The following is a 21560-nucleotide window of genomic DNA, read 5'->3' as shown; positions in this document are numbered from 1 at the left end:
AGGGGATTACATGGATTTTTTAAAAGTTCAAACATTGGGGGATAGGTTGGAATTAATGACCCTCATCAACAGTTCCTTTTACGAAAGGGCGGCTGCCAACGATATGCAAGGCCGCTTTCCTTATGAAAATATTGAAGAGTTAAAAGGAGCGGGCTATACAAAGCTCACAGTTCCGAAAGAATACGGGGGAGGCGGGATTTCGCTTTATGAACTCGTGCGGCTGCAGGAAGAAATCGCGATTGCGGACGGCTCAACCGCACTTTCCATCGGCTGGCATATGGGGCTCATGATGCACTTATCTGAAACAAGGACATGGGATCCACAGCTGTTTGAACGGATGTGCAAAGCGGTTGTAAACGGCGCGCTTATAAATACATGTGTCACAGAAGAACAAACCGGAAGCCCGACGCGCGGCGGCATGCCGACGACAATCGCAGAAAGAAAAAACGGGGGGTGGGTGCTGAACGGCAGAAAAACCTTTGCCACGATGTCCCCGGTACTCGACTACTTTATTGTTACCGCGACGATTCCGGAAAAGGGAGAAGTCGGAAGTTTTGTAGTGCCGAGCAATGCGGCGGGCCTGTCCGTTGTAGAAACTTGGGACAGCATCTCGTTAAGGGCAACCGGCAGCCATGATGTATTGCTGGAGAATGTTAAAGTCCCGCTTGAAGCCCTGGCAGAACTCCATACGAATAAGAAGGAGCCGGCCGGCTATCTGCTCCATATCCCTGCCTGTTATTTGGGTATTGCGGAGCAGGCGAAGAGGGAAGCGGTGCATTTTGCGACGTGGTATACGCCGAACAGCTTGAATCATCCGATTGCGGAACTGCCGGTCATCCGGCAAAAATTCGGAGAAATGGAGCTGAAAATCATGCAGTCGCGGCATTTCCTGTATTCGGTGGCGAAAATGTGGGATGAAGCAGGCAAAGAAAAAAGAAAACAAATGGGCCCTGAACTTGGTGCTGTTAAATTAACAGTTACCAATAATGCAATTGAGGTTGTGGATTTGGCCATGAGGGTTGTCGGCTCCCGCAGCCTTTCCGCCGAAAGCCCGCTGCAGCGCTATTACCGCGATGTCCGCGCCGGCCTCCACAACCCGCCGATGGATGATGCTGTGATCATGCAGCTGGCGGAAAGGGCTTAATGAAAAGCACACGCAGGTTTCATTCCGGCGTGTGCTTTTTCCAGGATGTAATTTTAGTAAAAATTTTAGTAAAAATGATTGAATTTTTTTACCAGCTCGTATAAGATAATCTTGTAGAAACTGCTTGCATAATTCATTTTTTAACATACACCCAACTACAGGAGGAACGAATATGAGCAATCCGAATTTGACTGCAGCTTTTACCGAATACTTTGGGACGGAGGCGGAGCGCGCGTTCTTTTCGCCCGGCAGGATTAATTTGATCGGTGAGCATACTGATTATAACGGCGGGCATGTATTTCCGTGCGCGATTACGATGGGGACATACGCGCTTGTCCGGAAACGCGATGACCGTACAGTAAGGCTTGTCTCCTTAAATTTTAAAGAAAAAGGCATCATTGCATTCTCGCTGGACGATCTGGACTACAACAAAGCGCATGATTGGGCAAATTATCTGAAAGGCGTGCTGAAATATTTGATAGAAGACGGGCAGAAAATTGAACAGGGATTTGACTGCCTCATTTACGGGAATATCCCGAATGGCGCCGGCTTGTCTTCTTCCGCTTCAATTGAACTTTTGACGGGCGTGATGCTTGAAAAATTATTTGATTTGAAAGTGGAGCGCCTTGACCTTGTCAAACTCGGGCAAAAGACAGAAAACCAATTTATCGGTGTCAACAGCGGCATCATGGACCAGTTCGCGGTCGGCATGGGCAAAAAAGACGCCGGCATTCTGTTGGACTGCGCGACGCTTCAATACGAATATGCGCCGATCAAGCTTGACCATCATAAAATTTTAATCATGAATACGAATAAACGGCGCGAATTGGCGGATTCTAAATATAATGAACGGCGCGCGGAATGCGAAACGGCGCTTAAACTGCTGCAAAAAAGGCTGGATATCCGCTCGCTCGGCGATTTGACAGAAGATGCATTTGAAAAAAATAAAGAAATCATAGACAATGAGATTGTGAGAAAACGGGCAAAGCATGCCGTCTATGAAAATGCGCGCACATTAAAAGCGCTCGGAGCTTTAAAACAAGGCGATCTGCCCGCTTTCGGGGAATTGATGAATGCCTCCCACCGTTCTTTGCGGGATGATTATGAAGTGACCGGGAAGGAACTCGATACATTGGTGGAATCAGCCTGGAAACAGGAAGGCGTACTTGGGGCCAGGATGACGGGCGCCGGCTTTGGCGGCTGCGCCATCGCCATTGTGGAAAATGATAAAGTAGACGCGTTCATTCAAAATGTCGGTGCCGTTTATGAAAAAGAAATCGGCTACCGCGCGGACTTCTACACCGCAAGCATCGGTGACGGGGCAAAAGAAATCACACTGGAGGAACTTGTATGGGCATTTTAGTATTGGGCGGCGCCGGTTATATCGGCTCGCACGCAGTATACCAATTGATTGACCAAAAATATGACGTTGTCGTAATCGATAACCTGCAGACCGGCCACCGCGGTGCCATCCATCCGCAGGCGAAGTTTTACGAAGGCGATATCCGCGACCGCGCCTTTATGCGGGACGTTTTTAGGAAAGAAAAAATTGATGCTGTCATCCATTTTGCCGCAAATTCACTTGTTGGCGAATCGATGGAACAGCCGCTCAAATATTTTGACAACAATGTGTACGGCACCCAGATTGTGCTGGAAATGATGAAAGAATTTCATGTGCCGCACATCGTATTCTCTTCAACCGCCGCCACGTACGGCGAACCGGAAACCGTGCCGATCACGGAAGACATGCCGACCAACCCGACCAATACATATGGCGAGACAAAGCTGGCTATGGAAAAAATGATGAAATGGTGCGAAAAAGCGTACGGTATCAAATATGTGGCACTCCGTTACTTCAATGTCGCCGGGGCAAGAACGACCGGTGAAATCGGGGAAGACCACCATCCGGAAACGCACCTCATCCCGGTTGTATTGGAGACGGTGCTCGGCAAACGCGAGGCGATTACGATTTTCGGCGAAGACTATGATACAAAAGACGGGACATGCATCCGCGACTACATCCATGTAGAAGACTTGATTGCCGCCCATATTTTGGCGCTTAAGTATTTGCAAAACGGCGGTGCAAGCGATGTGTTTAACCTGGGCTCAAGCCAGGGATTCTCTGTAAAAGAAATTGTCGATACTGTCCGGAAAGTGACCGACAAAGCGTTTAATGTCAAGATCGGCGAACGCCGCGCCGGTGACCCGAGCGTACTGATTGCTTCTTCCGAAAAAGCAAAACGGGTGCTCGGCTGGAACCCGCAAAAAACGGATATCGAACAAATTATTCAAGATGCATGGAATTGGCATGAGCACCATCCAAACGGCTACGATGACAGAAGGTGAAACAATTGGACATTTATCAGACGATCGGGCAGCTTGTGGATCAGGCGGTGCGCGTCCATTTAATCGGAAATGAAGATCGTATTTATGCAAGAAACCAGGTGTTGTCGCTTCTCCATCTGGATGAATTCCATCAATCGGAAGGAACCAAGACAGATCAGGATATTCCTGATCTGCTTGATATCCTTGTGCAGTATGCCTGTGAAAATGGCATTATCCAAGACGTGTTTGATGAAAAAGAGATTTTTGCAAGCCATATCATGAATGTCTTTACGGCGCGGCCGTCAATCGTAAATAAAGTTTTCTGGAGAAAGTATGCGGCAGATCCGGAGAAGGCAACCGATTATTTTTACGATTTAAGCAAAAACAGCAATTATATTCAAATGAAACAAATCCAAAAAAATATCGTTTATAAGGCGCCGACGGAATACGGCGATTTGGACATCACGATCAATTTATCGAAGCCGGAAAAAGACCCGAAAAGCATTGCGCGGGAGAAATTGGCGAAAAAAGGGCATTATCCGAAATGCCTGCTTTGCATGGAAAATGAAGGCTATGCGGGCAGAACCGGGCACCCGGCGCGTTCCAACCACCGCCTGATCCGGCTTACACTCGGCGAAGAGCCGTGGTATTTTCAGTATTCGCCGTACGTGTACTACAACGAGCATTGCATCGTCCTCTCCGAAACGCACCGTGATATGAAAATTGACATGTCTACGTTTGAAAGATTGCTTGAATTTGTGGAAAAGTTCCCGCACTATTTCCTCGGCTCCAATGCCGATCTGCCGATTGTAGGCGGTTCGATTTTATCGCATGACCATTACCAAGGCGGGCGTTATGAATTTGCAATGGCAAAAGCAGCGGATGATTGGCATTTTGAAATGAAGGCGTTTCCGGGACTGGATGCCGCTGTGGTCAAATGGCCGATGCCGGTAATCCGGCTGAGGAGCGCGGAAACCGATAAACTTGCGGCAGCGGCGGATCATATTTTAAAAGTTTGGAAGGGATACAGCGATCCGTCGGTGGAAATTCTCGCCGAAACTAACGGGACGCCGCATAACACGATTACGCCGATTGCAAGAAAACGCGGGGGAATTTTTGAGCTTGACCTTGTGCTCCGCAACAACCGGACAAGCGAAGTCCATCCGCTCGGCATTTTCCATCCGCACGCCGAAGTCCATCATATTAAAAAAGAAAATATTGGGCTTATCGAAGTAATGGGGCTTGCGGTACTGCCGGCCCGGCTGAAACCGGAACTCGCCGAAGTGGAAAAATACCTGCTCGGGCAGCCGAACGATATTGCCGAATACCACCTTGATTGGGCGCAGGAACTGAAGCGAAAATACGGCGGTGCGATTCAGATGGAAAATGTGCAGGGTATCGTCCGAAACGAGGTCGGCAAAGTCTTTTTGCAAGTGCTGCACCATGCGGGCGTGTTTAAACGTGACGAGAAAGGGAAAGAGGCGTTCCGGAAGTTTTTGCAGCAGCTTTAACATTTCGGGACACCCCATCACCTAATTTTTTTGTTGATGATCGCACATTTCCGGGACTCCTGAGTGATCCGCGGGCAAGAAGAATTTCTTCGAACGGGGAGGTCCGCGGATGCGCCATGAGGAACGGTTTTCGCGGTCATCCATATTGATCACGAACATAACATAATTTTTAAAAGAAAAGGGCTGATCAAAATGGAAGTCAAAAAGGAACTGTTCGGGGAACTGGGCGGCCACCCGATTTATGCCTATGAATTGAAGAATGACCGGTCTATTTCGGTTACCGTCCTGGAATACGGCTGCATTATCAATAAAATCATGGTGCCGGACCGGATCGGGAAAGCGGAAAATATCGTGCTCGGGTTTGACAGCCTCGATGGATATGTAAAAGATGCCCCTTATTTTGGCGCTATCATTGGCCGTGTTGCCGGCAGAATTGCAGGATCGTCTTTTGAACTGGACGGAAAAACATACAAGCTTGCCAATAATGAAAACCGAAACCATCTTCACGGCGGGTTAAAAGGTTTCAACGCCGTCATTTGGAACAGCACCCCGATTGAGGAGGACGGCGCGGTTGGGGTGGAATTCACTTACACGAGCCCGGACGGCGAAGAAGGCTATCCCGGAAAACTCGATGTGACGGTCATGTACCTTTTGACGAATGAACAGGAGCTGAAACTGTCTTACAGGGCCGTTACCGACAAAAAGACCATTCTCAACATGACCAACCATGCGTATTTTAATTTGAGCGGCGACTTGAAACGGGACGTGCGCGGGCATGAACTGTCCATGCCAAGCGACTATGTGCTGGAACTTGACCAGGAAACGCTGCCGACAGGGAAAAAACTGGATGTTACAGGTACAGCCTTTGATTTTCGGAACGGCAGGAAAATCGAAGGCGGCACGGTTTCCAACCATCCGCAAAACGTGCTGGTCGGAAACGGCTTTGACCATCCGTTTTTATTATCGAACCACAAGAAGCCGATTGTGTTGAAAGATGACGAAAGCGGGCGGGTGCTGAAAGTGGAAACGGACCAGCCTTGCGTTGTCGTATACACATGTAATACGATGGGAAATGATGAATATGAAATCCGCGGGCGCAAACCTTGTGATTATTTGGGCATTTGCCTTGAGGCGCAGGGCGTTCCGGATGCGGTGCACCATCCTGAATTCCCGTCTATTGTCCTGAAGCCGGGGGAGGAGTACCGCGCAAACACAAAGCTAATTTTCAGCTGATTGATTTTGGGGTGTAAACATGGCAACGATTAAAGATATTGCGGCGAAAGCGGGGGTTTCTATTTCAACGGTCTCGCGCGTTTTAAACAATGATCCGACCATTTCCGTGAGCGATGACACGAAAAAAAGGATTTTTGAAGCGGCCGAGGAGCTTTCCTATACGAAAAGGGCGCCCCGCAAACTGGAAAAAATCAAAATTGCTCTTGTATACTGGTACACGGAAAAAGAGGAACTGAACGACCTATATTATTTGTCGATCAGGATGGGGATTGAAAAACGCTGCAGCCGGAAAAACATACAAGTATTGAGATACGATTTAAACCATCTGGAAGACATGGGAAAAGAAAACATCCAAGGCGTGATTGCAGTCGGGAAATTCAGCATGCCGCAGGTTGAACAGCTTCTCTCGGTTACCCGCAATATTGTGTTTGTGGACTGCTGCCCGGATGAAAACCGATTTGATGCGGTCGTTTCCGATTTTGAAAAAGCGACGGAAAAAGTGCTCAAATATTTCGAAGTAAAAGGGCATACGCAAATCGGTTTTATCGGCGGAAGGGAGACCTATAAAGACCAGTCCGCCCCCATTGAAGACCCGAGGGAAACGGCGTTCAGGCGTTGGATGCAGGAAAAGGGGCTGTGGAATGAAAAATTTGTGTACATCGGGGCGTTTTCTACCGAAGATGGTCACCGGCTGATGAACAAGGCGATCCGGGAACTCGGCGACGCGCTGCCCAGTGCTTTTTTTGCCGCAAATGATGCGATCGCCATCGGCTGCCTGCAGGCTCTTTCGGAAAACAATATTCCCGTGCCCGGCCGCGTCAGCATTGTTGGCGTGAATGACATCAGCCTTTCCAAATATGTTTTTCCACCGCTCAGCACGGTAAAAGTGTATACGGAAACGATGGGCGAAACTGCAGTCGACACATTGCTGGAACGCGTGGAAGGCAGGACGGTTGCGAAAAAAATTTTGATCGCCACAAAACTCGTCTGCCGCAAAAGTGGATAAAGGAACATGGCTCTTTTTGGCATAAAACCGGCCGCCTCGCATATACTAAATACATGCACAAACGCGGCGGGGTCCGGTCCCCTTTTTTGTGTTAAAGTGTGTTATACTAAACATGGGAAGGGAGTCTTTTATGATGGCATATTTTCATAACCAAAAGGAGCCGGTGCCGGAAGCGGAAACAACCGTATGGGCCTGCACGAATGACGACTGCAACGGATTTATGCGTGAAAATTTTACGCTTGAAGACCAACCGCTCTGCCCGCTTTGCCGCTCCAAAATGAAAAAAGAAGTCCGGATACTGCCGGTCATAGGGAATTAATCATTTTTTATTGCCGTTTATTAAAAGAGAATGTCTTTTAACAGGAAAACCCGTTGAGAAAATCATTTTCTCAACGGGTTTCTTAGATAAAGGGCAACGGTTTTTTTGTGTCTATCGCTGATTTTTCGTATCTTGCCGCCGATTTATTTTGTAATACCGCTGATTTTTCCGGAGGTTTCGCCGATTTTGTTTCTTAACTGCTGTTCATGATGACAAAATTCACTTGGCGGAGGGCTCCCGGCCTAGCAAGCTTTTCCTGCAGAAGTCTTGTAAAATTCGCCAAATTGCGTTGGATCTAAAAAAGTGTGCCCCTCAGCCGCAGTGATACTGACTTTTGGAACAACCCCTTTTTCTATACCTATGCTTATCTTTTCGACTCCCATTCGGCAAAAATTTCATCCGCGATTTCTTCCAGAGATTTTACTTTGCCGTGCGGTTTCTGTGATTCTTTCCGAACTTTCCATTCGCGTTCTTCTTCGCGTTTCGATTTGCTCATGGCCACCACTCCTATTTTCCGTCTGTATATTTTTCGAATTTTTTCATGTCCTCATCCGTTTCCAGCGATGTAACGGCAAACGGCTTTTTCGGCTTATGTTCATTGAACAAGCCGACAAGGCCGCTCCCAAGTGTGTCGTTGACCACAGTTTCCGCTTCATGATCCATATGCGGATCGCGCGGGTGGGCGTAACGTTTCTCATCAGGCATAGTATTTACACTCCTTGTTCAAAATAAAATCATGTTTTCCGCCTATCAATGTTATAATTACCTATTATGAAGCAAACGATTTGCGAAATGAAAGAAGGAATGGCTGCATGAATTTTACTCCAGGCACGGTTGCGGAACTCCGCGTTGTGCGGGAAGCGCCGTTTGGCTATTTTTTATCAAATGGGACGGAAGAAGTGCTTCTGCATCACCGGGATATCGCGGAACCATTTGATCCTGAAGAAGTGCAAACGGTTTTTCTTTACCAGGACCATCAGGGAAGACTGGCGGCGACGATGACGATCCCTGAAATCCAACTCGGTACATACGGCTGGGCGGAGGTCGCCGGCTTAAAAGAAAAACTCGGCGTCTTCGCATCGATCGGGATCAGGAAAGATATGTTGATCTCCATTGATGATTTGCCCACACACCGTTCATTATGGCCAGAAAAAGGCGATCGATTATACATTACCCTCCAATTGGACAAACACGGGCGTTTATTCGGAAAATTAGCCGGGGAAAATATTGTAAGGTCCATGGCAAAAAAGGCCACAAAGGAAATGTGGAACAAAAATGTCACGGGGCATGTGTACCGTTTAATGAAAACGGGGTCTTTTATGATCACAGATGGCGGTTATATCGGTTTTATCCACGAATCGCAGCGGAAACAGGAACCGCGCCTCGGCCAGAAAGTGGAAGGCCGCGTCATTGATATAAAAGAAGACGGTACGATTAATGTATCGCTGTTGGGCCGCGCCCATGAAGAAATCGATAGAGATGCGGAGCGGATCCTTGCTTATATGGATTCGCGCGGCGGAAAAATGCCGTATTGGGACAAAAGCATGCCGGAAGAAATCAGCGCCCGGTTTGGCATCAGTAAAGCGGCTTTTAAACGGGCGCTCGGCCGGCTGATGAAAAACGGCACCGTATATCAGGAAGAAGGCTGGACATACCGGAAGGAGGGACAATGATGGTGGGAATCGGGCTGAAACGCGTCCACCATATCGCAATCATCTGCTCGGACTACGAAAAATCAAAACATTTTTATGTGGACTGCCTCGGACTGTCACCGGTGCGGGAAGTGTACAGAAAAGAGCGCAATTCGTATAAATTGGATTTGGCGGTCGGGGACCATTACCAGATCGAGCTGTTTTCTTTTCCCGATCCGCCTGCCCGCCCGTCTTTTCCGGAAGCTGCAGGTCTCAGGCACCTGGCATTTGAAGTTGATGATGTGGAAGCAAGCAAAAAGCGGCTTGAAGAAATGGGCATTCAGGTGGAAGATGTCCGCATTGATCCGTATACGGAAAAGAAATTTACGTTTTTCCAGGATCCGGACGGCCTGCCGGTTGAGCTGTATGAAAGTTGAAAATGCTTCATAAGAAGGGTTGCCCCTTTTTATGATAAAAATGCCCTTTTTCCAGTACCGGGCGATTTGCCGGTTAGTTGTGTGAAAACTGATCAACAGAGGGGCGGCAACCCCTTCCACGGTGTGCTATAATGGAAGGGATTCGATGGCCATTTTTGGAAAAAGTTTTGTTCAGATGTGAGCAAAGGATTTGCCTTTGAAGGAGGAAAGATTTGAATGAGCGAGCCTTTATTTCTTGAACCGGTTTTTAAAGAAAGAATATGGGGTGGGACTGCGCTGAGGGACCAGTTCGGTTATGAGATCCCATCTAATCGTACAGGGGAATGCTGGGCGATTTCCGGACATCCGAACGGCCCGTCAACTGTAAAAAACGGCGAATTTGCCGGAAAAACGCTGATTGAATTGTGGGAGAACCACCGGGACTTGTTCGGCCATTATCCGGGCAAAGTCTTCCCGCTTTTAACGAAAATTTTGGATGCGAACTCGGATTTGTCCGTGCAGGTCCATCCGGATGATGCCTACGCGAATCAATACGAAAACGGCGAACTCGGAAAAACGGAGTGCTGGTATATCATCGATTGTAAAGAAGGCGCGGAACTCGTCTACGGGCACCATGCGAAGTCGAAGGAAGAATTTATCCGCATGGTTGATGAAGGAAAATGGGACAGTTTGCTTCGGAAAGTGCCGATCCATCCGGGCGACTTTTTCTATGTGCCGAGCGGGACAATCCACGCATTATGCGAAGGGACGCTCGTGCTCGAAACACAGCAAAGTTCCGATACGACTTACCGCGTGTATGATTACGACCGGACAGATGCCAATGGAAACAAACGCGAACTGCATTTGCAAAAAGCGATTGACGTGGCCACGATCCCGCATACGGATGCCGCGGTCCGAAAAGAAACGGAAGAAAAACCTGGTGTTACGATCACCACTTTTGCAAAAGAAAAATATTTCTCCGTTTACAAATGGGAGGTGGATGGCGCAGCACGGTTTTCGCAAACAGAACCGTTCCAATTGGCAAGCGTCCTCGATGGTGAAGGGGCGTTGAAAGTGGGTGGGAAAACGTATCCGCTTAAAAAAGGGATGCATTTCCTGCTGCCGTCCGGACTTGGTGATTTTGAACTAGAAGGCCGCCTTTCTATGATTGTGTCACATCCGTAATGGGAACCCGCCCTGGCTCAGGCCAAGGCGGGTTTTTCAATGCGAGAACAGTTGAAAAAATATCAGTATATCAAGAACATTGCAACAACCCGCCATAAACTTTTATAATAGTAATTATCTGATCAACTTTGTATGGGGGAGACTTCGATGCCAATCAATATACCGAAAGATTTGCCTGCAGGGGAGTTGTTAAGAAAAGAGAAAATTTTTGTCATGGACGAGGACAGGGCGAGGACGCAGGATATCCGCCCATTGAATATTTTAATCTTAAATTTGATGCCGGAAAAAGAAAAAACGGAACTGCAGCTTTTGCGGCTCTTAGGCAATACGCCGCTGCAAGTGAATATCACGTTCTTAAGGACGTCGACCTATCAATCGAAAAATGTCAGCAGCTACCATCTCGAACATTTTTATACCATTTTTGACCATGTGAAAAAACGCCGATTCGACGGCATGATCATCACCGGTGCGCCTGTGGAGAAAATGGCGTTTGAGGATGTAGATTATTGGCAGGAATTGACGGACATTATGGATTGGACGAAAACGAATGTCACATCGACCTTACATATTTGCTGGGGCGCCCAGGCCGCGCTATACTACCATTACGGTATTGAAAAATTTGAACTTCCGGAAAAATGCTTCGGCGTGTTCAAACACCAATGTTTTGCACCGATGGTCAAGCTTGTCCGCGGGTTTGATGAAATTTTTCAGGCACCGCACTCCCGCTATACCGATGTTTCCCGGGAAGCCATCGAAAACCATCCGGAATTGCAGCTGATTTCCGTATCGGAGGAAGGCGCGCCGTTTATCGTTATGTCCGAAAATGGGAAAAATATTATGATTACCGGCCATTTGGAATATGACGCGACGACCCTGGCCGACGAATATAGGCGGGATCAAAAGAAGGGGCTCGGCACCGCGATCCCAAAAAATTATTTTCCAAACGATGACGTCAATGAACGGCCGCTGCATACATGGCGGTCACACAGCTACCTGTTATTTTCCAACTGGCTGAACTATTATGTGTACCAGGAAACACCGTATCAATGGTAGGGCATACGGGGCTGTCCCGAATGGTTGGGGCAGCCCTTTTTAATAGATTCCGATCCATTGTCTGAGTCTTTGTCTTAAGTGCTTGAAGGTCTTTGCTTTGAACTTGCCTTTTCTAAAGCCCATTTGCCGATATGAAAGGTCTAAACTGTTCCTGAGGAAGCCCCTTGGGACCGTTAGGAAAAAGCATTCCAGGTTTGAAACGGTCCTAAAAGGAAGCTCTCAAGACCGAAATGAAAGTATTCTTGCTTTGAAATGATCTTAAGGAGCGTTTGAATGATCATCTTTCTGTGATAGAAGGGAGTGCCTTAATTTATAAACGACCACTCATTCCTTAATTTAAGAAATAGCTTTTTCCTCCTCCTCCGCCTTCGGAACTGCAAACGACAGCACCAAAGAGACAAGCGAAACGGCGGCGAGTACGATAAAAACATAGTGGATGCTGGAAAAGAGCACATGCCGGAGCCATTCACGCGCCGAATCGGAAAACAAATGGGCACTCTTCGGATTAATCAGTTGATTCAGCGATTCCTTCGTCAAGTGGTCCGGATTGCTTTTTTCCGATAGCAGGCGGGTCACCGTTGCATTAAAATACGTGCCGAACACCGCGGAACCGACCGACTGGCCCAAATTGCGGAAAAACGTATTGGAAGCTGTGGCCGCGCCGCGCAATGACCAGTCCACTGCCGACTGCACACAAACGAGCGCGATCGTCATCACGATCCCGAAGCCGAACCCGGAAAGCGCGGCGAATGCATAAAAACTCCATTCTTTTGTGCCAAGCGTAAACAGACTGAGCCATACCGTGCTTGCCAAAATACATGCCATCCCCGACAAAAATGCAAAGCGATCCCCGTACTTCAACTGCAGCCTGCCGCCCACAAAAGACCCGATCATCCAAAGGACCGGGCTTGGCGCCAGTATGAGCCCCGAAATGGTTGCGCCGTGCCCCTGCAGCCCCTGGATCCACATCGGAATATAGACGTTGATCCCCATCAAAACGGCGCTCGCCAAAAAGCCGACAAGATTGGAAATGGAAATGGCACGTATTCGGAAAAGCGTAAGCGGGATTAAAGGGTCTGGATGCCGGATTTCAATCCATATAAACATAGCAAGTAAGACTGTGCTGGCCGCGAGAAGCGTTAACAGGAAGGGGTTTCCCCAGTCATTTGTATCCCCGCCTTTTTGCAGGGCATATAAAAAGGCGAGCATCCCGGCGGAAAACGTAGTCGCCCCCCAAACATCAATGGCATTCTCCGTTTTTTCCACATGTTCGTGCAAAAATATCATGACCATGAAAACGGAAATCATTCCGAACGGCAAATTGATGAAGAAAATCCAATGCCATGTGAGCCGGTCGACAAAGAATCCGCCGAACAAAGGCCCGATAACGCCGGCAATGCCCCATGCCGCTCCCATAAATCCGAGCATTTTTGCGCGCTTTTCATGCGGATAAATGTCGGCGATAATCGTGTTCGTGACCGGCATGATGGCTCCGGCTCCTATCCCCTGGATGGCGCGAAAAAAAATCATCTGCCCCATTGTGCCAGCAAGCCCGCACAACGTTGAACCAACAAGAAACACGATGGTGCCGATCACAAAAATTTTTTTACGGCCGTATAAATCGGCCAGTTTCCCGAAAATCGGGACGGTTACCGCGGAAGTCAGCAAGTAAATGGCAAACACCCAGTTCATCACTTCGATCCCCTTCAAATCACTGACAATCCGCGGCATGGCGGTGCTGACAATCGTCCCCTCAATGGCTGTTAAAAAAGTTGCAACGAAAAGGGCGAGCGTAACAGCCTTTATATTGGTTTCTTTCATAAAAGTTCCTCCAAGATATGAGTACAGTCTGCACTTTTTCTAGTATATACCATTGCGCAGCGGAAAAATAGATTTACGGTGCGGCGGGAAAGTAGGCACTGAATAATAAGAACATTTTTCCGCATGATAAAGATTGACATCCATTTGAACATGCCTGATAATTGGTATAGACAACTATATAAATTAAAAAGGAGTGTTTTCCCATGGCGGAAAAAGTGTTGATCCACGGCAATCTTTACACGGGGAATGAACATATAGAGGACGGGTTTATCCGTTTTACAGATAAAATCATCGGGACCGGCAGAATGGAAGATTATCAACCTGAGCCGAGAGAGGAAGTGATTGAAGGAAACGGAATGACGGTGATCCCGGGCATGATCGATGTGCACATTCACGGCGGCTACGGCATCGATGCGATGGATGCAGATCCGGAGGCGCTTCAAACCCTGAGCGGAAAATTGCTCCAGGAAGGGGTCACTTCTTTTTTTCCGACGACCATGACGCAGGACTACAGCAAGATCGAAGCCGCATTGCGCGCCATTAAAGAAGCGAAAGAAAAAGGCGGCACCATCATTGAAGGCATCCATCTGGAAGGGCCGTTTATTTCGAAAAAAAGGGCGGGGGCCCAGCCGCTTGAATATATCCAGGCGCCGGATGGGGATTTGTTTTTAAAATGGCTTGAAGCTTCCGGCAATTTGATCAAGCTTGTGACATACGCCCCTGAGAATGAAGGCGCAAGGGCGTTTGAAGATTTATTGATAGGACGCGGCATCGTGCCTTCGATGGGCCACACGGATGCGGTCCGGGCCGAACTTTTAAAAAGTAAAGCTTCGCATGCGACGCATCTTTATAACGGCATGCGCGGGCTGCACCACCGTGAACCTGGGGCTGCCGGACATGCATTGCTTTCGCCTGGCGTGCAGGTGGAACTGATTGTTGACGGCATCCATGTACATCCGGATATGGTCAAACTCACATATGAAATGAAAGGTCCGGAAAAAATTACGGTCATCACCGATGCGATGCGGGCAAAAGGGTTGCCGGACGGGGAGTCGGAACTCGGCGGCCAGAAAGTGTGGGTGAAAAACGGCGAGGCAAGGCTTGAAAACGGGGCGCTCGCCGGCAGCATTTTAAAAATGGACGACGCCTTCCGCAATATCATGAAATTTACCGGCTGCTCGATCGTGGAAGCCGTGCAGATGACATCCGTGAACCAGGCAAGGGAATTCGGCCTCTCCCATAAAGGAAGCTTAACAGCCGGGAAAGATGCAGATTTTGTTGTGCTGGATCAAAATTTACAAGTCAAAGCTACTTACCATCTTGGAAAGCGGGGATGAAACATGAAAGTGCATATTTTTAAAACGCGGGATGAAGCCGCAAAATATGCGTTTCAAATGATTGCAAAAGGTATTCAGGAAGGGGAGATCCGCACGCTCGGGCTTGCGACGGGCGGAACCCCGCTGAAGTTGTATGAATATATGCGGAATAGCAATCTCGATGTGTCGGAAGTTGTGACCGTCAATCTCGACGAATATGTCGGTCTTAAAGATACGGATGAACACAGCTACCACTTTTATATGGAAAAAGAACTGTTTTCACATCTGAATTTTAAAAAATCGTACCTGCCAAACGGCATGGCGGAAGATCCCGATGCGGAGTGCGAGCGCTACGACCGGATTCTTAAAGTACATCCTGTTGATTTGCAAATCCTCGGCATCGGAAAAAACGGGCATATCGGCTTTAATGAACCGGGCACCTCTTTCCATTCCAAAACGCATATCGTCGAGTTAACGGAATCGACACGCGAGGCGAACCGGCGCTTTTTTGAAAAGGAAGAGGACGTGCCGGAAAAGGCCATTTCAATGGGCATTGCATCGATTATGGCCGCGAAAAAAATCGTGCTGCTTGCGTTCGGCAAAAGTAAAGCCGAAGCTGTCTGCCGTATGATCAATGGGCCGGTGGATGAAGCGTGCCCGGCATCGGTTTTGCAAACCCATCCGGATGTGGTAGTCATTGCTGATGCAGAGGCGTCATCTTTACTGGGCGATGCGGGGGGTGCGCCATGATTGATAAAGCGTCTCCCATTCCGATTTATTTCCAAATCCAGGAGCTGATCCGGAAAAAAATTGGGCAGGGCGAATGGAAAACTGGGGAAGCGATCCCTTCTGAACGGGTGCTGAGCGAGACGTTTGAAGTAAGCAGGATGACGGTCCGCCAGGCGGTGCAAGGACTGGTCGATGAAGGGATTTTAACGAGAAAACGGGGGAGCGGTACATTTGTAAGCGAACAGAAAGTGGAACAGCCGCTTGATGGCCGGATGAGTTTTACAAGGCTGATGGAAGAACGCGGGATGAAAGCTTCAAGTAAAATCGTGACGTTTATGGAACGGGAGGCCGCCCCGCATGAGATGGAAGCCCTAAAGCTTCGCACCCCTGCAAATATCCTCCACATTGAGCGGATACGGTACGGCGATGACATTCCGATCGTTTTTGAAACGATTGCCACCCCTGCGGCAATGGCGGAAGGACTCACGGAAGAAGAATTGAACCATTCTTTTTATCAATTTCTTGAGCGGAAAAAAGGATTGCGGCTCGGGAAAGGGAGCCAGACGATTGAAGCAGTGGCGGCAAGCGCGCGGCTGGCAAAGCTGTTAAAAGTCGATCCTGGTTCTCCGGTGCTGTCGATCGAGCGTGTGACCGCTTTGGCGGATGGCACGCCGTTTGAATATGTTAAAGCGCAATATGCCGGCAGCCGTTTTAAATTTTATATGTAGATGATCATCCAGGGCTTGCGGCATTGTCCGCAAAGCTTAGAAAAACCCACGGTGTCCCCGCGGGCTTTTCTATTAAAATATGTTCTATTCATAAAACAGGCAGGCCAAATTATAGCCCATAGAAACGTTTGTAGCCGTCAAAATGGGCTTTCCAGTAGGAGTTGCTGAGCGATGAAACTGTTACAACATCCGATCCTGCCTGGATAAATCGGCCGTTCCCTATGTAAATGCCCACATGCGAAATACCGGCTTTATACGTATTTTCGAAGAATACGAGATCCCCCGGCTTCGGGCTGGATACATAATAAGCGCGGTTATAATAGCCGGCTGCTGATAACCGGGAAATGCTGTAGCCTGCTTTATTGAACACATAGTAAATAAAACCGCTGCAGTCAAAACCGGACGGGCTCGAGCCTCCCCAAACATAAGGAGTGCCGATTAAGCTTTCCGCGATGCTGACCACTTTGGAAGCAGAATAGGAACTGTTTGAAGACGAGGTGCTCGTTGCTGTGACGGTGGATGAACCAGAGCTGCTTCCAGGCACTTTTAATTTTTGCCCGACATAAATAGTATCGGATGACAGGCCGTTTAAAGATTTTAATTTGGCAACGGTTGTTCCGTACTTTTTACTGATGCCTGACAGCGTATCCCCGCTTTTTACCGTGTAAGTTGTGGTGGAACTTGAGCTGCTGCCCGAGCTTGAGCTTGCGGAAGAAGAGGAAGCACTGCTTGTCCCTTTTGAAACGATTAAAACATCACCGGGGTGAATGAGCGATGAAGATAATTTGTTCCAGCTCATTAAGTTGGCGACCGTTATGTTGTATTTTACGGCGATTTCACTTAACGTATCCCCCGCTTTTACCGTATAGGTTTTGGCGGAAGAGGATGAGGATGATACGGAACTCACCGAAGCAGATGACGATGAAACGGTCAACACTTGGTTCGGGTAGATGATGTTGGATGTCAAATGGTTCGCCGATTTCAATGCGCTGACGGAAGTATGGTATTTCTGCGCGATTTTCCAGAGAGAATCGCCTTTTTGGACTTTATATGTCTGGGCAAATGCCTCGGTCGTAAACGAAGTGGCCAAAAGCGTTGTAGCGGCAACGGAAAAGATTGTTTTCTTTTTCACACTCGTGTAACCTCCATTAGTCTTTTTTTTCAACTAATATCATTCTATCAAAATTTTTTTATAATGGTAGACCTTTTTCGCCAGAAAAAAGGAAATTGTTCCTTTTTCTGCTAATGTAAGCGACACAAAATAGCAAAATCATGGGATTTCTGGCAAATAAAGATGGTTCAAATTACCAGTTTTTCTTCCTATATTTTTTTCAGTCAAATGTAGCAAAAGGAAGCCGCTTTTATGGATATCAGCGGCTTCTGGTAAGGTCTTGTTTTTCAATCGTTTTTGCGCGTGAAGTTTTTCCGCAGATGTTTCGTTTTTTCACGGAACTGCTCGGCCTGGCCCGTGACTTCGTTGAGCGCCTCCGCAATGGATTGGTGGTCGTTTGTCAAATTTTCAATTGTGGCTGCCATTTCTTCCAGGCTGGCGGAAGTTTCCTCAATAATGGCAGCGAGTTCGCTTGATGCTCCTTCTACTTCATGGGCCTGTCCGGTAACTTTTTTCGACAGCGAATCAAATTCTTTAAACTTCTCAACCTGCCCGTTTAAAGTTTTTAACAGTTTCCTGAAATAAGTGGTGACATTTTGGCTTGATTCCGCTGTTGCTAAAATTTTTGTGCTGCTCAACTGCAATTTGTCGTGCGCCGCCGCATTGCTCCCGTTTAAATCCGCCAAATTGCGGTTAATTTTCTCGGTCGTTTCGTGCGTCGTTTCCGCGAGCCTCCGGATTTCATCGGCAACAATTGAAAATCCGCGCCCGGCTTCCCCCGCACGCGCCGCTTCAATCGATGCATTCAGCGCAAGCAGATTTGTTTGTTCCGTAATTTGTTTGATGCTGTCGGTAAACGTGTTTGTTTCTTCCACTTTTTGCGTTAAAACGGTAAACGTGTTGTTCAGCTCCATAATGGTGTCAATGACATCGCTGATTTCAAGCGTTAACTCATCAACCGCCTTTTCACCCAATTGTGCGGTATTTGCGGCTTCGCGGGCCTCTTTTGTCAATTCATCGGACACTTGCGTAAGGAATTCCATGGAATGCAATGTATCCGCGGCATGGCCGGCAATTTGTGTAATCTGCTCGCTTTGGGTTACGCTGCCTTTTGAAATTTCATTGACCGTCGATTTCATTTCGCTTTGCGCGTGTAAATTTGTCTGAATATGGCCGTTGACATTGGACACCTGGTCAATGAGCGCCGACATTTCTTCCTGGTAAGCCGCGCTTTGTTCTTCCATTGTTTGGATTGTATTTTTTATAGATAAAAGAAAAGAATCCATCAGGTTTTGATGCTGGTAAATCATGGCGTATAATAAAATGGCTGTTAAAATATAGGCAAGTATCGCAGTCGGGAATATGTCACGGATGATGCCCAGTTCGGCGGAAGGCATGAAAAAGCTTATCACGAATTCGAAAATGCCGAAGAAGGCGCCGATCAAGAAGAGCAATTGTTCAAACTGCAGTGCGCTGTAAGTAAGTAGAAAAAATAGTACAATGGACATGGTAAAATTGTTCTCGAGAAAAAGAATCGCGTAAATGCCGAATAAATAAGCGATGATGACGCTCGCATAAGAAAATATACGGAATTTTTGGAGACACAGGTCGATCACGAAGAAAAGCACAACGAAAAGAGCCGCTTCCGACCCGTACAAAACTGCCATGCCGGTTTTTTTCTCGAAAATCGATTCAACAAAAGCGGCCAGCAGGGAGATCAGAAATGTGACAAACATAAAGCGGCTTTTTTTGCGCGTGTTGTCAGCTTTTAACTGTGTGATGATATCCACATTTTTTCCCCCTTTAATCTTGTCCTTTTTATATAATATAAATGTAACATAAAACAGAGTAAACTTCCGTTTTTTTTTATGGGGTTGTCGAAATTTTTTGCTGATGATCACGGGATTTGCGGAACCTTTTGTGGCAGGATTCCGCAATCGTCAACAATGTTTATTGGGAGGGAAATTTTTTGAAAAAAAAGCTATGGATTGCTGTATTGTTGCTGGCGGTATTTGCGGCTCTCGCCGGCTGTGAAAAAACGCCGACACCGAATGAACGTTTGTCTGATTATATTAAGCTTTGGAAGCAGGAAAAATTCACGGATATGTATCAAAACTATTTGTCCGAATCCGCGAAAAAACAGTATGCCTCAAAAGATGTTGCCGGACGCTACAAAAAAGTGTACGGGGACTTAAATATTTCGCAGCTGAAAGTTTCGTACAAAACATTGGAAAAAGATGCCTATCAAAACAAAGACAAAGTAACAGTGCCGCTCAACATTTCTTTCCAAACATCAGGCGGGAAAGTTACTTATAAAGACAAGGTTGTACTCGTCAAAGAAAAGAAAGATAAAAAAGAAAACTGGTATGTCAATTGGAAACCAAGTTTGCTTCTGCCACATTTGACGAAAGGGGATACAATTAAAGTATCCGAACAAAACCCTGTTCGCGGGGAAATCCTTGACCGAAACGGGAAAGGATTGGCAATCAATGGGAAAGTTTATCAAATCGGCATCATTCCGGAACAAATGAAGGGTGACAAGACGGCAGCCATGCAAAAGGCGGCCGGACTGCTCGACATTTCAACGGACGAAATCAAGCAAAAATTGGATGAGAACTGGGTCCAGCCGAATTTATTTGTGCCGATTAAGAAAGTTTCCATGCATGATAAGGCGCTTGTGAAAAAAGTGACATCGATCCCCGGTTTTTCTTCGCAGACGGTAGATGCGCGCATTTATCCTTACGGGAAAGCGGCCGCCCATTTAACCGGTTATATCGGCGCAATTGCCGGAGAAGAGCTGAAAAAGCTGAAAGATAAAGGCTACACTGCAAACAGCATCATCGGCAAGCGCGGGCTCGAACAGCTTTACGATGAACAGCTGCGCGGACAAGCGGGAGAAAAAATTTACATCCAAAAACAGGACGGCAGCACGTATACAGTCGCCGAGAAAAAGGTGAAAAACGGGAAGGACATCAAAGTCACGATTGATGCGGAACTGCAAAAGAAAATATACAACCAAATGAAGGATGACGCCGGCACGGCTTCGGCAATCAACCCGAAAACGGGCGATGTCCTGGCGCTCGTCAGCACGCCAGCGTTTGACCCGAACGATTTTATTCTAGGGATGTCCGTCTCCGCCTATGCGAAGCTTGAAAAAGATCCGGCACAGCCGCTTATCAACCGGTTTGCGCTTGCCTATGCGCCGGGTTCCACGATCAAGCCGGTCACGGGGGCAATTGCACTGAACACCGGCACAACAACGGCCGGCGCAACGAAGACAATTACCGGCACTTCCTGGCAGAAAAATGCAGACTGGGGAAGCTATAAGATTACCCGCGTCCATGTGAATAACAGCCCGGAAAATATGGAAAAAGCGCTTGTGTTGTCCGACAATATCTTTTTTGCGCAAACAGCGCTTGATATTGGCGCAGATAAGTTTGTAAAAGGTCTAAAAGGTTTTGGCATCGGCGAAGATATTCCATTTAATTATCCGTTAAAAGCTTCGCAAATTTCATCAAACGGCAAATTTGCCAGTGACATCCAGTTGGCCGACACCGGTTACGGCCAGGGTCAGATGGAAATGAATATTCTCCATCTGGCGCTTTGCTATACGCCGTTTATCAACGGCGGCGATGAATTGCATCCGAATTTGCAGGCGGGCGAAAAAACGAGAGTATGGAAGCATCCTATAAGTAGCAAAACGGCAGATACGATTGCCGGCATGCTCCGGCAGGTCGTGGCGGACCCGTCCGGCACCGCCCATGCGGCCGATATCCCTGGCGCTTCACTTGCGGGGAAAACAGGAACCGCTGAATTAAAAGCCAGCCAAAGCGACAAAAACGGCAAAGAAAACGGCTTATTCGTCGTGTATGACACGAAAAAGAAAGATGTGCTCGTCGCCATGCTGGTAGAAGACGTCAAAGACCGCGGCGGCAGCGGGCTTGTGGTGAAAAAAGCGGCCAATCTGTTCCGATAAAGCAGCCGTTTTGGTGTAGAAGGAGTGTTCCCAAAGCCGGTTTGTCGGCTTTGGGA

At 47.7% G+C, this 21560-nt stretch carries 20 protein-coding genes; 15 read left to right on the top strand and 5 right to left on the bottom strand.

Annotated elements, in window-relative coordinates:
* The first annotated feature begins 10 nt into the window (after positions 1-10).
* The 7 genes from GBH70_RS05190 to GBH70_RS05160 all read left to right on the top strand — a co-directional run bounded on the left by GBH70_RS05190 (position 11) and on the right by GBH70_RS05160 (position 7538).
* Positions 11-1144, top strand: coding sequence for an acyl-CoA dehydrogenase family protein (locus tag GBH70_RS05190; RefSeq protein WP_151680040.1), 1134 nt, complete (start codon positions 11-13; stop codon positions 1142-1144).
* Positions 1145-1316: 172 nt separating this feature from the next.
* Entirely contained in the window at positions 1317-2507 is a 1191-nt protein-coding gene (locus GBH70_RS05185; RefSeq protein WP_151680039.1) for a galactokinase, read from the top strand.
* A complete protein-coding gene (gene galE, locus GBH70_RS05180; RefSeq protein ID WP_151680038.1) occupies positions 2495-3490 on the top strand; it encodes a UDP-glucose 4-epimerase GalE in 996 nt (331 codons plus the stop codon). Before GBH70_RS05185 ends, galE begins: the two co-directional genes overlap by 13 nt.
* A gap of 5 nt (positions 3491-3495) precedes the next feature.
* Entirely contained in the window at positions 3496-4980 is a 1485-nt protein-coding gene (gene galT, locus GBH70_RS05175; protein ID WP_151680037.1) for a UDP-glucose--hexose-1-phosphate uridylyltransferase, read from the top strand.
* A 192-nt stretch (positions 4981-5172) separates the two neighbouring features.
* Positions 5173-6213, top strand: a complete 1041-nt coding sequence (locus GBH70_RS05170) for an aldose epimerase family protein (RefSeq protein WP_151680036.1) — start codon at positions 5173-5175, stop codon at positions 6211-6213.
* Between the two features lie 19 nt (positions 6214-6232).
* Positions 6233-7219 (top strand): LacI family DNA-binding transcriptional regulator, encoded by a 987-nt coding sequence (locus GBH70_RS05165; protein WP_151680035.1) that lies wholly within the window; start codon positions 6233-6235, stop codon positions 7217-7219.
* A gap of 133 nt (positions 7220-7352) precedes the next feature.
* Positions 7353-7538 (top strand): cold-shock protein, encoded by a 186-nt coding sequence (locus GBH70_RS05160; protein WP_371862153.1) that lies wholly within the window; start codon positions 7353-7355, stop codon positions 7536-7538.
* Positions 7539-7902: 364 nt separating this feature from the next.
* On the opposite strand, the gene GBH70_RS17105 is transcribed toward GBH70_RS05160, so the two are convergent.
* On the bottom strand, positions 7903-8034 hold the full coding sequence (locus GBH70_RS17105) for a DUF6254 family protein (protein WP_253693516.1): 132 nt from the start codon (positions 8032-8034) through the stop codon (positions 7903-7905).
* 11 nt (positions 8035-8045) lie between these two features.
* Positions 8046-8243 (bottom strand): hypothetical protein, encoded by a 198-nt coding sequence (locus GBH70_RS05155; protein ID WP_151680033.1) that lies wholly within the window; start codon positions 8241-8243, stop codon positions 8046-8048.
* Positions 8244-8350: 107 nt separating this feature from the next.
* Here GBH70_RS05155 and GBH70_RS05150 point away from each other — a divergent pair, with 107 nt between their 5' ends.
* The 4 genes from GBH70_RS05150 (at position 8351) to metA (ending at position 11823) form a co-directional block, all read left to right on the top strand.
* Positions 8351-9211, top strand: coding sequence for a CvfB family protein (locus GBH70_RS05150; protein WP_151680032.1), 861 nt, complete (start codon positions 8351-8353; stop codon positions 9209-9211).
* Positions 9211-9606 carry an SMU1112c/YaeR family gloxylase I-like metalloprotein gene (gene gloA2 / locus GBH70_RS05145; RefSeq protein ID WP_151680031.1) on the top strand — a complete coding sequence of 132 codons (396 nt, stop codon included), beginning with the start codon at positions 9211-9213 and terminating at the stop codon, positions 9604-9606. The genes GBH70_RS05150 and gloA2 overlap by 1 nt, the downstream gene beginning before the upstream one ends.
* Positions 9607-9822: 216 nt before the next feature.
* Positions 9823-10770 (top strand): mannose-6-phosphate isomerase, class I, encoded by a 948-nt coding sequence (gene manA / locus GBH70_RS05140; protein ID WP_151680030.1) that lies wholly within the window; start codon positions 9823-9825, stop codon positions 10768-10770.
* Between the two features lie 147 nt (positions 10771-10917).
* Positions 10918-11823 (top strand): homoserine O-acetyltransferase MetA, encoded by a 906-nt coding sequence (gene metA / locus GBH70_RS05135; protein ID WP_151680029.1) that lies wholly within the window; start codon positions 10918-10920, stop codon positions 11821-11823.
* 336 nt (positions 11824-12159) lie between these two features.
* Here metA and GBH70_RS05130 read toward each other — a convergent pair whose 3' ends face one another.
* The gene (locus GBH70_RS05130; RefSeq protein WP_151680028.1) at positions 12160-13644 is read right to left on the bottom strand and encodes an MDR family MFS transporter; all 1485 of its coding nucleotides are present in this window, start codon (positions 13642-13644) and stop codon (positions 12160-12162) included.
* Between the two features lie 203 nt (positions 13645-13847).
* Here GBH70_RS05130 and nagA point away from each other — a divergent pair, with 203 nt between their 5' ends.
* From nagA to GBH70_RS05115, 3 genes are read left to right on the top strand one after another with little or no spacing between them, the layout of a single operon-like run.
* Positions 13848-14981 carry an N-acetylglucosamine-6-phosphate deacetylase gene (gene nagA, locus GBH70_RS05125; protein WP_151680027.1) on the top strand — a complete coding sequence of 378 codons (1134 nt, stop codon included), beginning with the start codon at positions 13848-13850 and terminating at the stop codon, positions 14979-14981.
* Positions 14982-14984: 3 nt separating this feature from the next.
* Entirely contained in the window at positions 14985-15710 is a 726-nt protein-coding gene (gene nagB, locus GBH70_RS05120; protein ID WP_151680026.1) for a glucosamine-6-phosphate deaminase, read from the top strand.
* Positions 15707-16417 (top strand): GntR family transcriptional regulator, encoded by a 711-nt coding sequence (locus tag GBH70_RS05115; protein WP_151680025.1) that lies wholly within the window; start codon positions 15707-15709, stop codon positions 16415-16417. Before nagB ends, GBH70_RS05115 begins: the two co-directional genes overlap by 4 nt.
* Before the next feature lie 109 nt (positions 16418-16526).
* Here the strand turns inward: GBH70_RS05115 and GBH70_RS05110 are convergent, their stop codons facing one another.
* Both GBH70_RS05110 and GBH70_RS05105 read right to left on the bottom strand, forming a co-directional pair.
* Complete coding sequence (locus GBH70_RS05110; protein ID WP_151680024.1) at positions 16527-17549, bottom strand: C40 family peptidase; 1023 nt, start codon at positions 17547-17549, stop codon at positions 16527-16529.
* A gap of 266 nt (positions 17550-17815) precedes the next feature.
* A complete protein-coding gene (locus tag GBH70_RS05105) occupies positions 17816-19318 on the bottom strand; it encodes a methyl-accepting chemotaxis protein (protein WP_151680023.1) in 1503 nt (500 codons plus the stop codon).
* Between the two features lie 179 nt (positions 19319-19497).
* On the opposite strand from GBH70_RS05105, the gene GBH70_RS05100 reads away from it, so the two are divergent.
* Positions 19498-21504 carry a penicillin-binding transpeptidase domain-containing protein gene (locus tag GBH70_RS05100; protein ID WP_151680022.1) on the top strand — a complete coding sequence of 669 codons (2007 nt, stop codon included), beginning with the start codon at positions 19498-19500 and terminating at the stop codon, positions 21502-21504.
* Positions 21505-21560: the final 56 nt, after the last annotated feature.

The sequence above is a fragment of the Weizmannia acidilactici genome, assembly GCF_008974225.1.
GTDB classification, from domain to species: Bacteria; Bacillota; Bacilli; order Bacillales; family Bacillaceae_C; genus Weizmannia; species Weizmannia acidilactici.
The sequence above is the reverse complement of the archived record's forward strand: the minus strand, read 5'-3'. Positions and strand labels throughout refer to the sequence as shown.

Bases quoted from the DNA above. Each gene is read 5' to 3' on its own strand.
- GBH70_RS05115 (WP_151680025.1), top strand. From the start codon at position 15,707: ATGATTGATAAAGCGTCTCCCATTCCGATTTATTTCCAAATCCAGGAG.
- GBH70_RS17105 (WP_253693516.1), bottom strand. From the start codon at position 8,034: ATGAGCAAATCGAAACGCGAAGAAGAACGCGAATGGAAAGTTCGGAAA.
- GBH70_RS05150 (WP_151680032.1), top strand. From the start codon at position 8,351: ATGAATTTTACTCCAGGCACGGTTGCGGAACTCCGCGTTGTGCGGGAA.
- nagA (WP_151680027.1), top strand. From the start codon at position 13,848: ATGGCGGAAAAAGTGTTGATCCACGGCAATCTTTACACGGGGAATGAA.
- galE (WP_151680038.1), top strand. From the start codon at position 2,495: ATGGGCATTTTAGTATTGGGCGGCGCCGGTTATATCGGCTCGCACGCA.
- gloA2 (WP_151680031.1), top strand. From the start codon at position 9,211: ATGGTGGGAATCGGGCTGAAACGCGTCCACCATATCGCAATCATCTGC.
- metA (WP_151680029.1), top strand. From the start codon at position 10,918: ATGCCAATCAATATACCGAAAGATTTGCCTGCAGGGGAGTTGTTAAGA.
- GBH70_RS05185 (WP_151680039.1), top strand. From the start codon at position 1,317: ATGAGCAATCCGAATTTGACTGCAGCTTTTACCGAATACTTTGGGACG.
- GBH70_RS05190 (WP_151680040.1), top strand. From the start codon at position 11: ATGGATTTTTTAAAAGTTCAAACATTGGGGGATAGGTTGGAATTAATG.
- GBH70_RS05170 (WP_151680036.1), top strand. From the start codon at position 5,173: ATGGAAGTCAAAAAGGAACTGTTCGGGGAACTGGGCGGCCACCCGATT.
- GBH70_RS05155 (WP_151680033.1), bottom strand. From the start codon at position 8,243: ATGCCTGATGAGAAACGTTACGCCCACCCGCGCGATCCGCATATGGAT.
- GBH70_RS05165 (WP_151680035.1), top strand. From the start codon at position 6,233: ATGGCAACGATTAAAGATATTGCGGCGAAAGCGGGGGTTTCTATTTCA.
- GBH70_RS05130 (WP_151680028.1), bottom strand. From the start codon at position 13,644: ATGAAAGAAACCAATATAAAGGCTGTTACGCTCGCCCTTTTCGTTGCA.
- GBH70_RS05160 (WP_371862153.1), top strand. From the start codon at position 7,353: ATGGCATATTTTCATAACCAAAAGGAGCCGGTGCCGGAAGCGGAAACA.
- manA (WP_151680030.1), top strand. From the start codon at position 9,823: ATGAGCGAGCCTTTATTTCTTGAACCGGTTTTTAAAGAAAGAATATGG.
- nagB (WP_151680026.1), top strand. From the start codon at position 14,985: ATGAAAGTGCATATTTTTAAAACGCGGGATGAAGCCGCAAAATATGCG.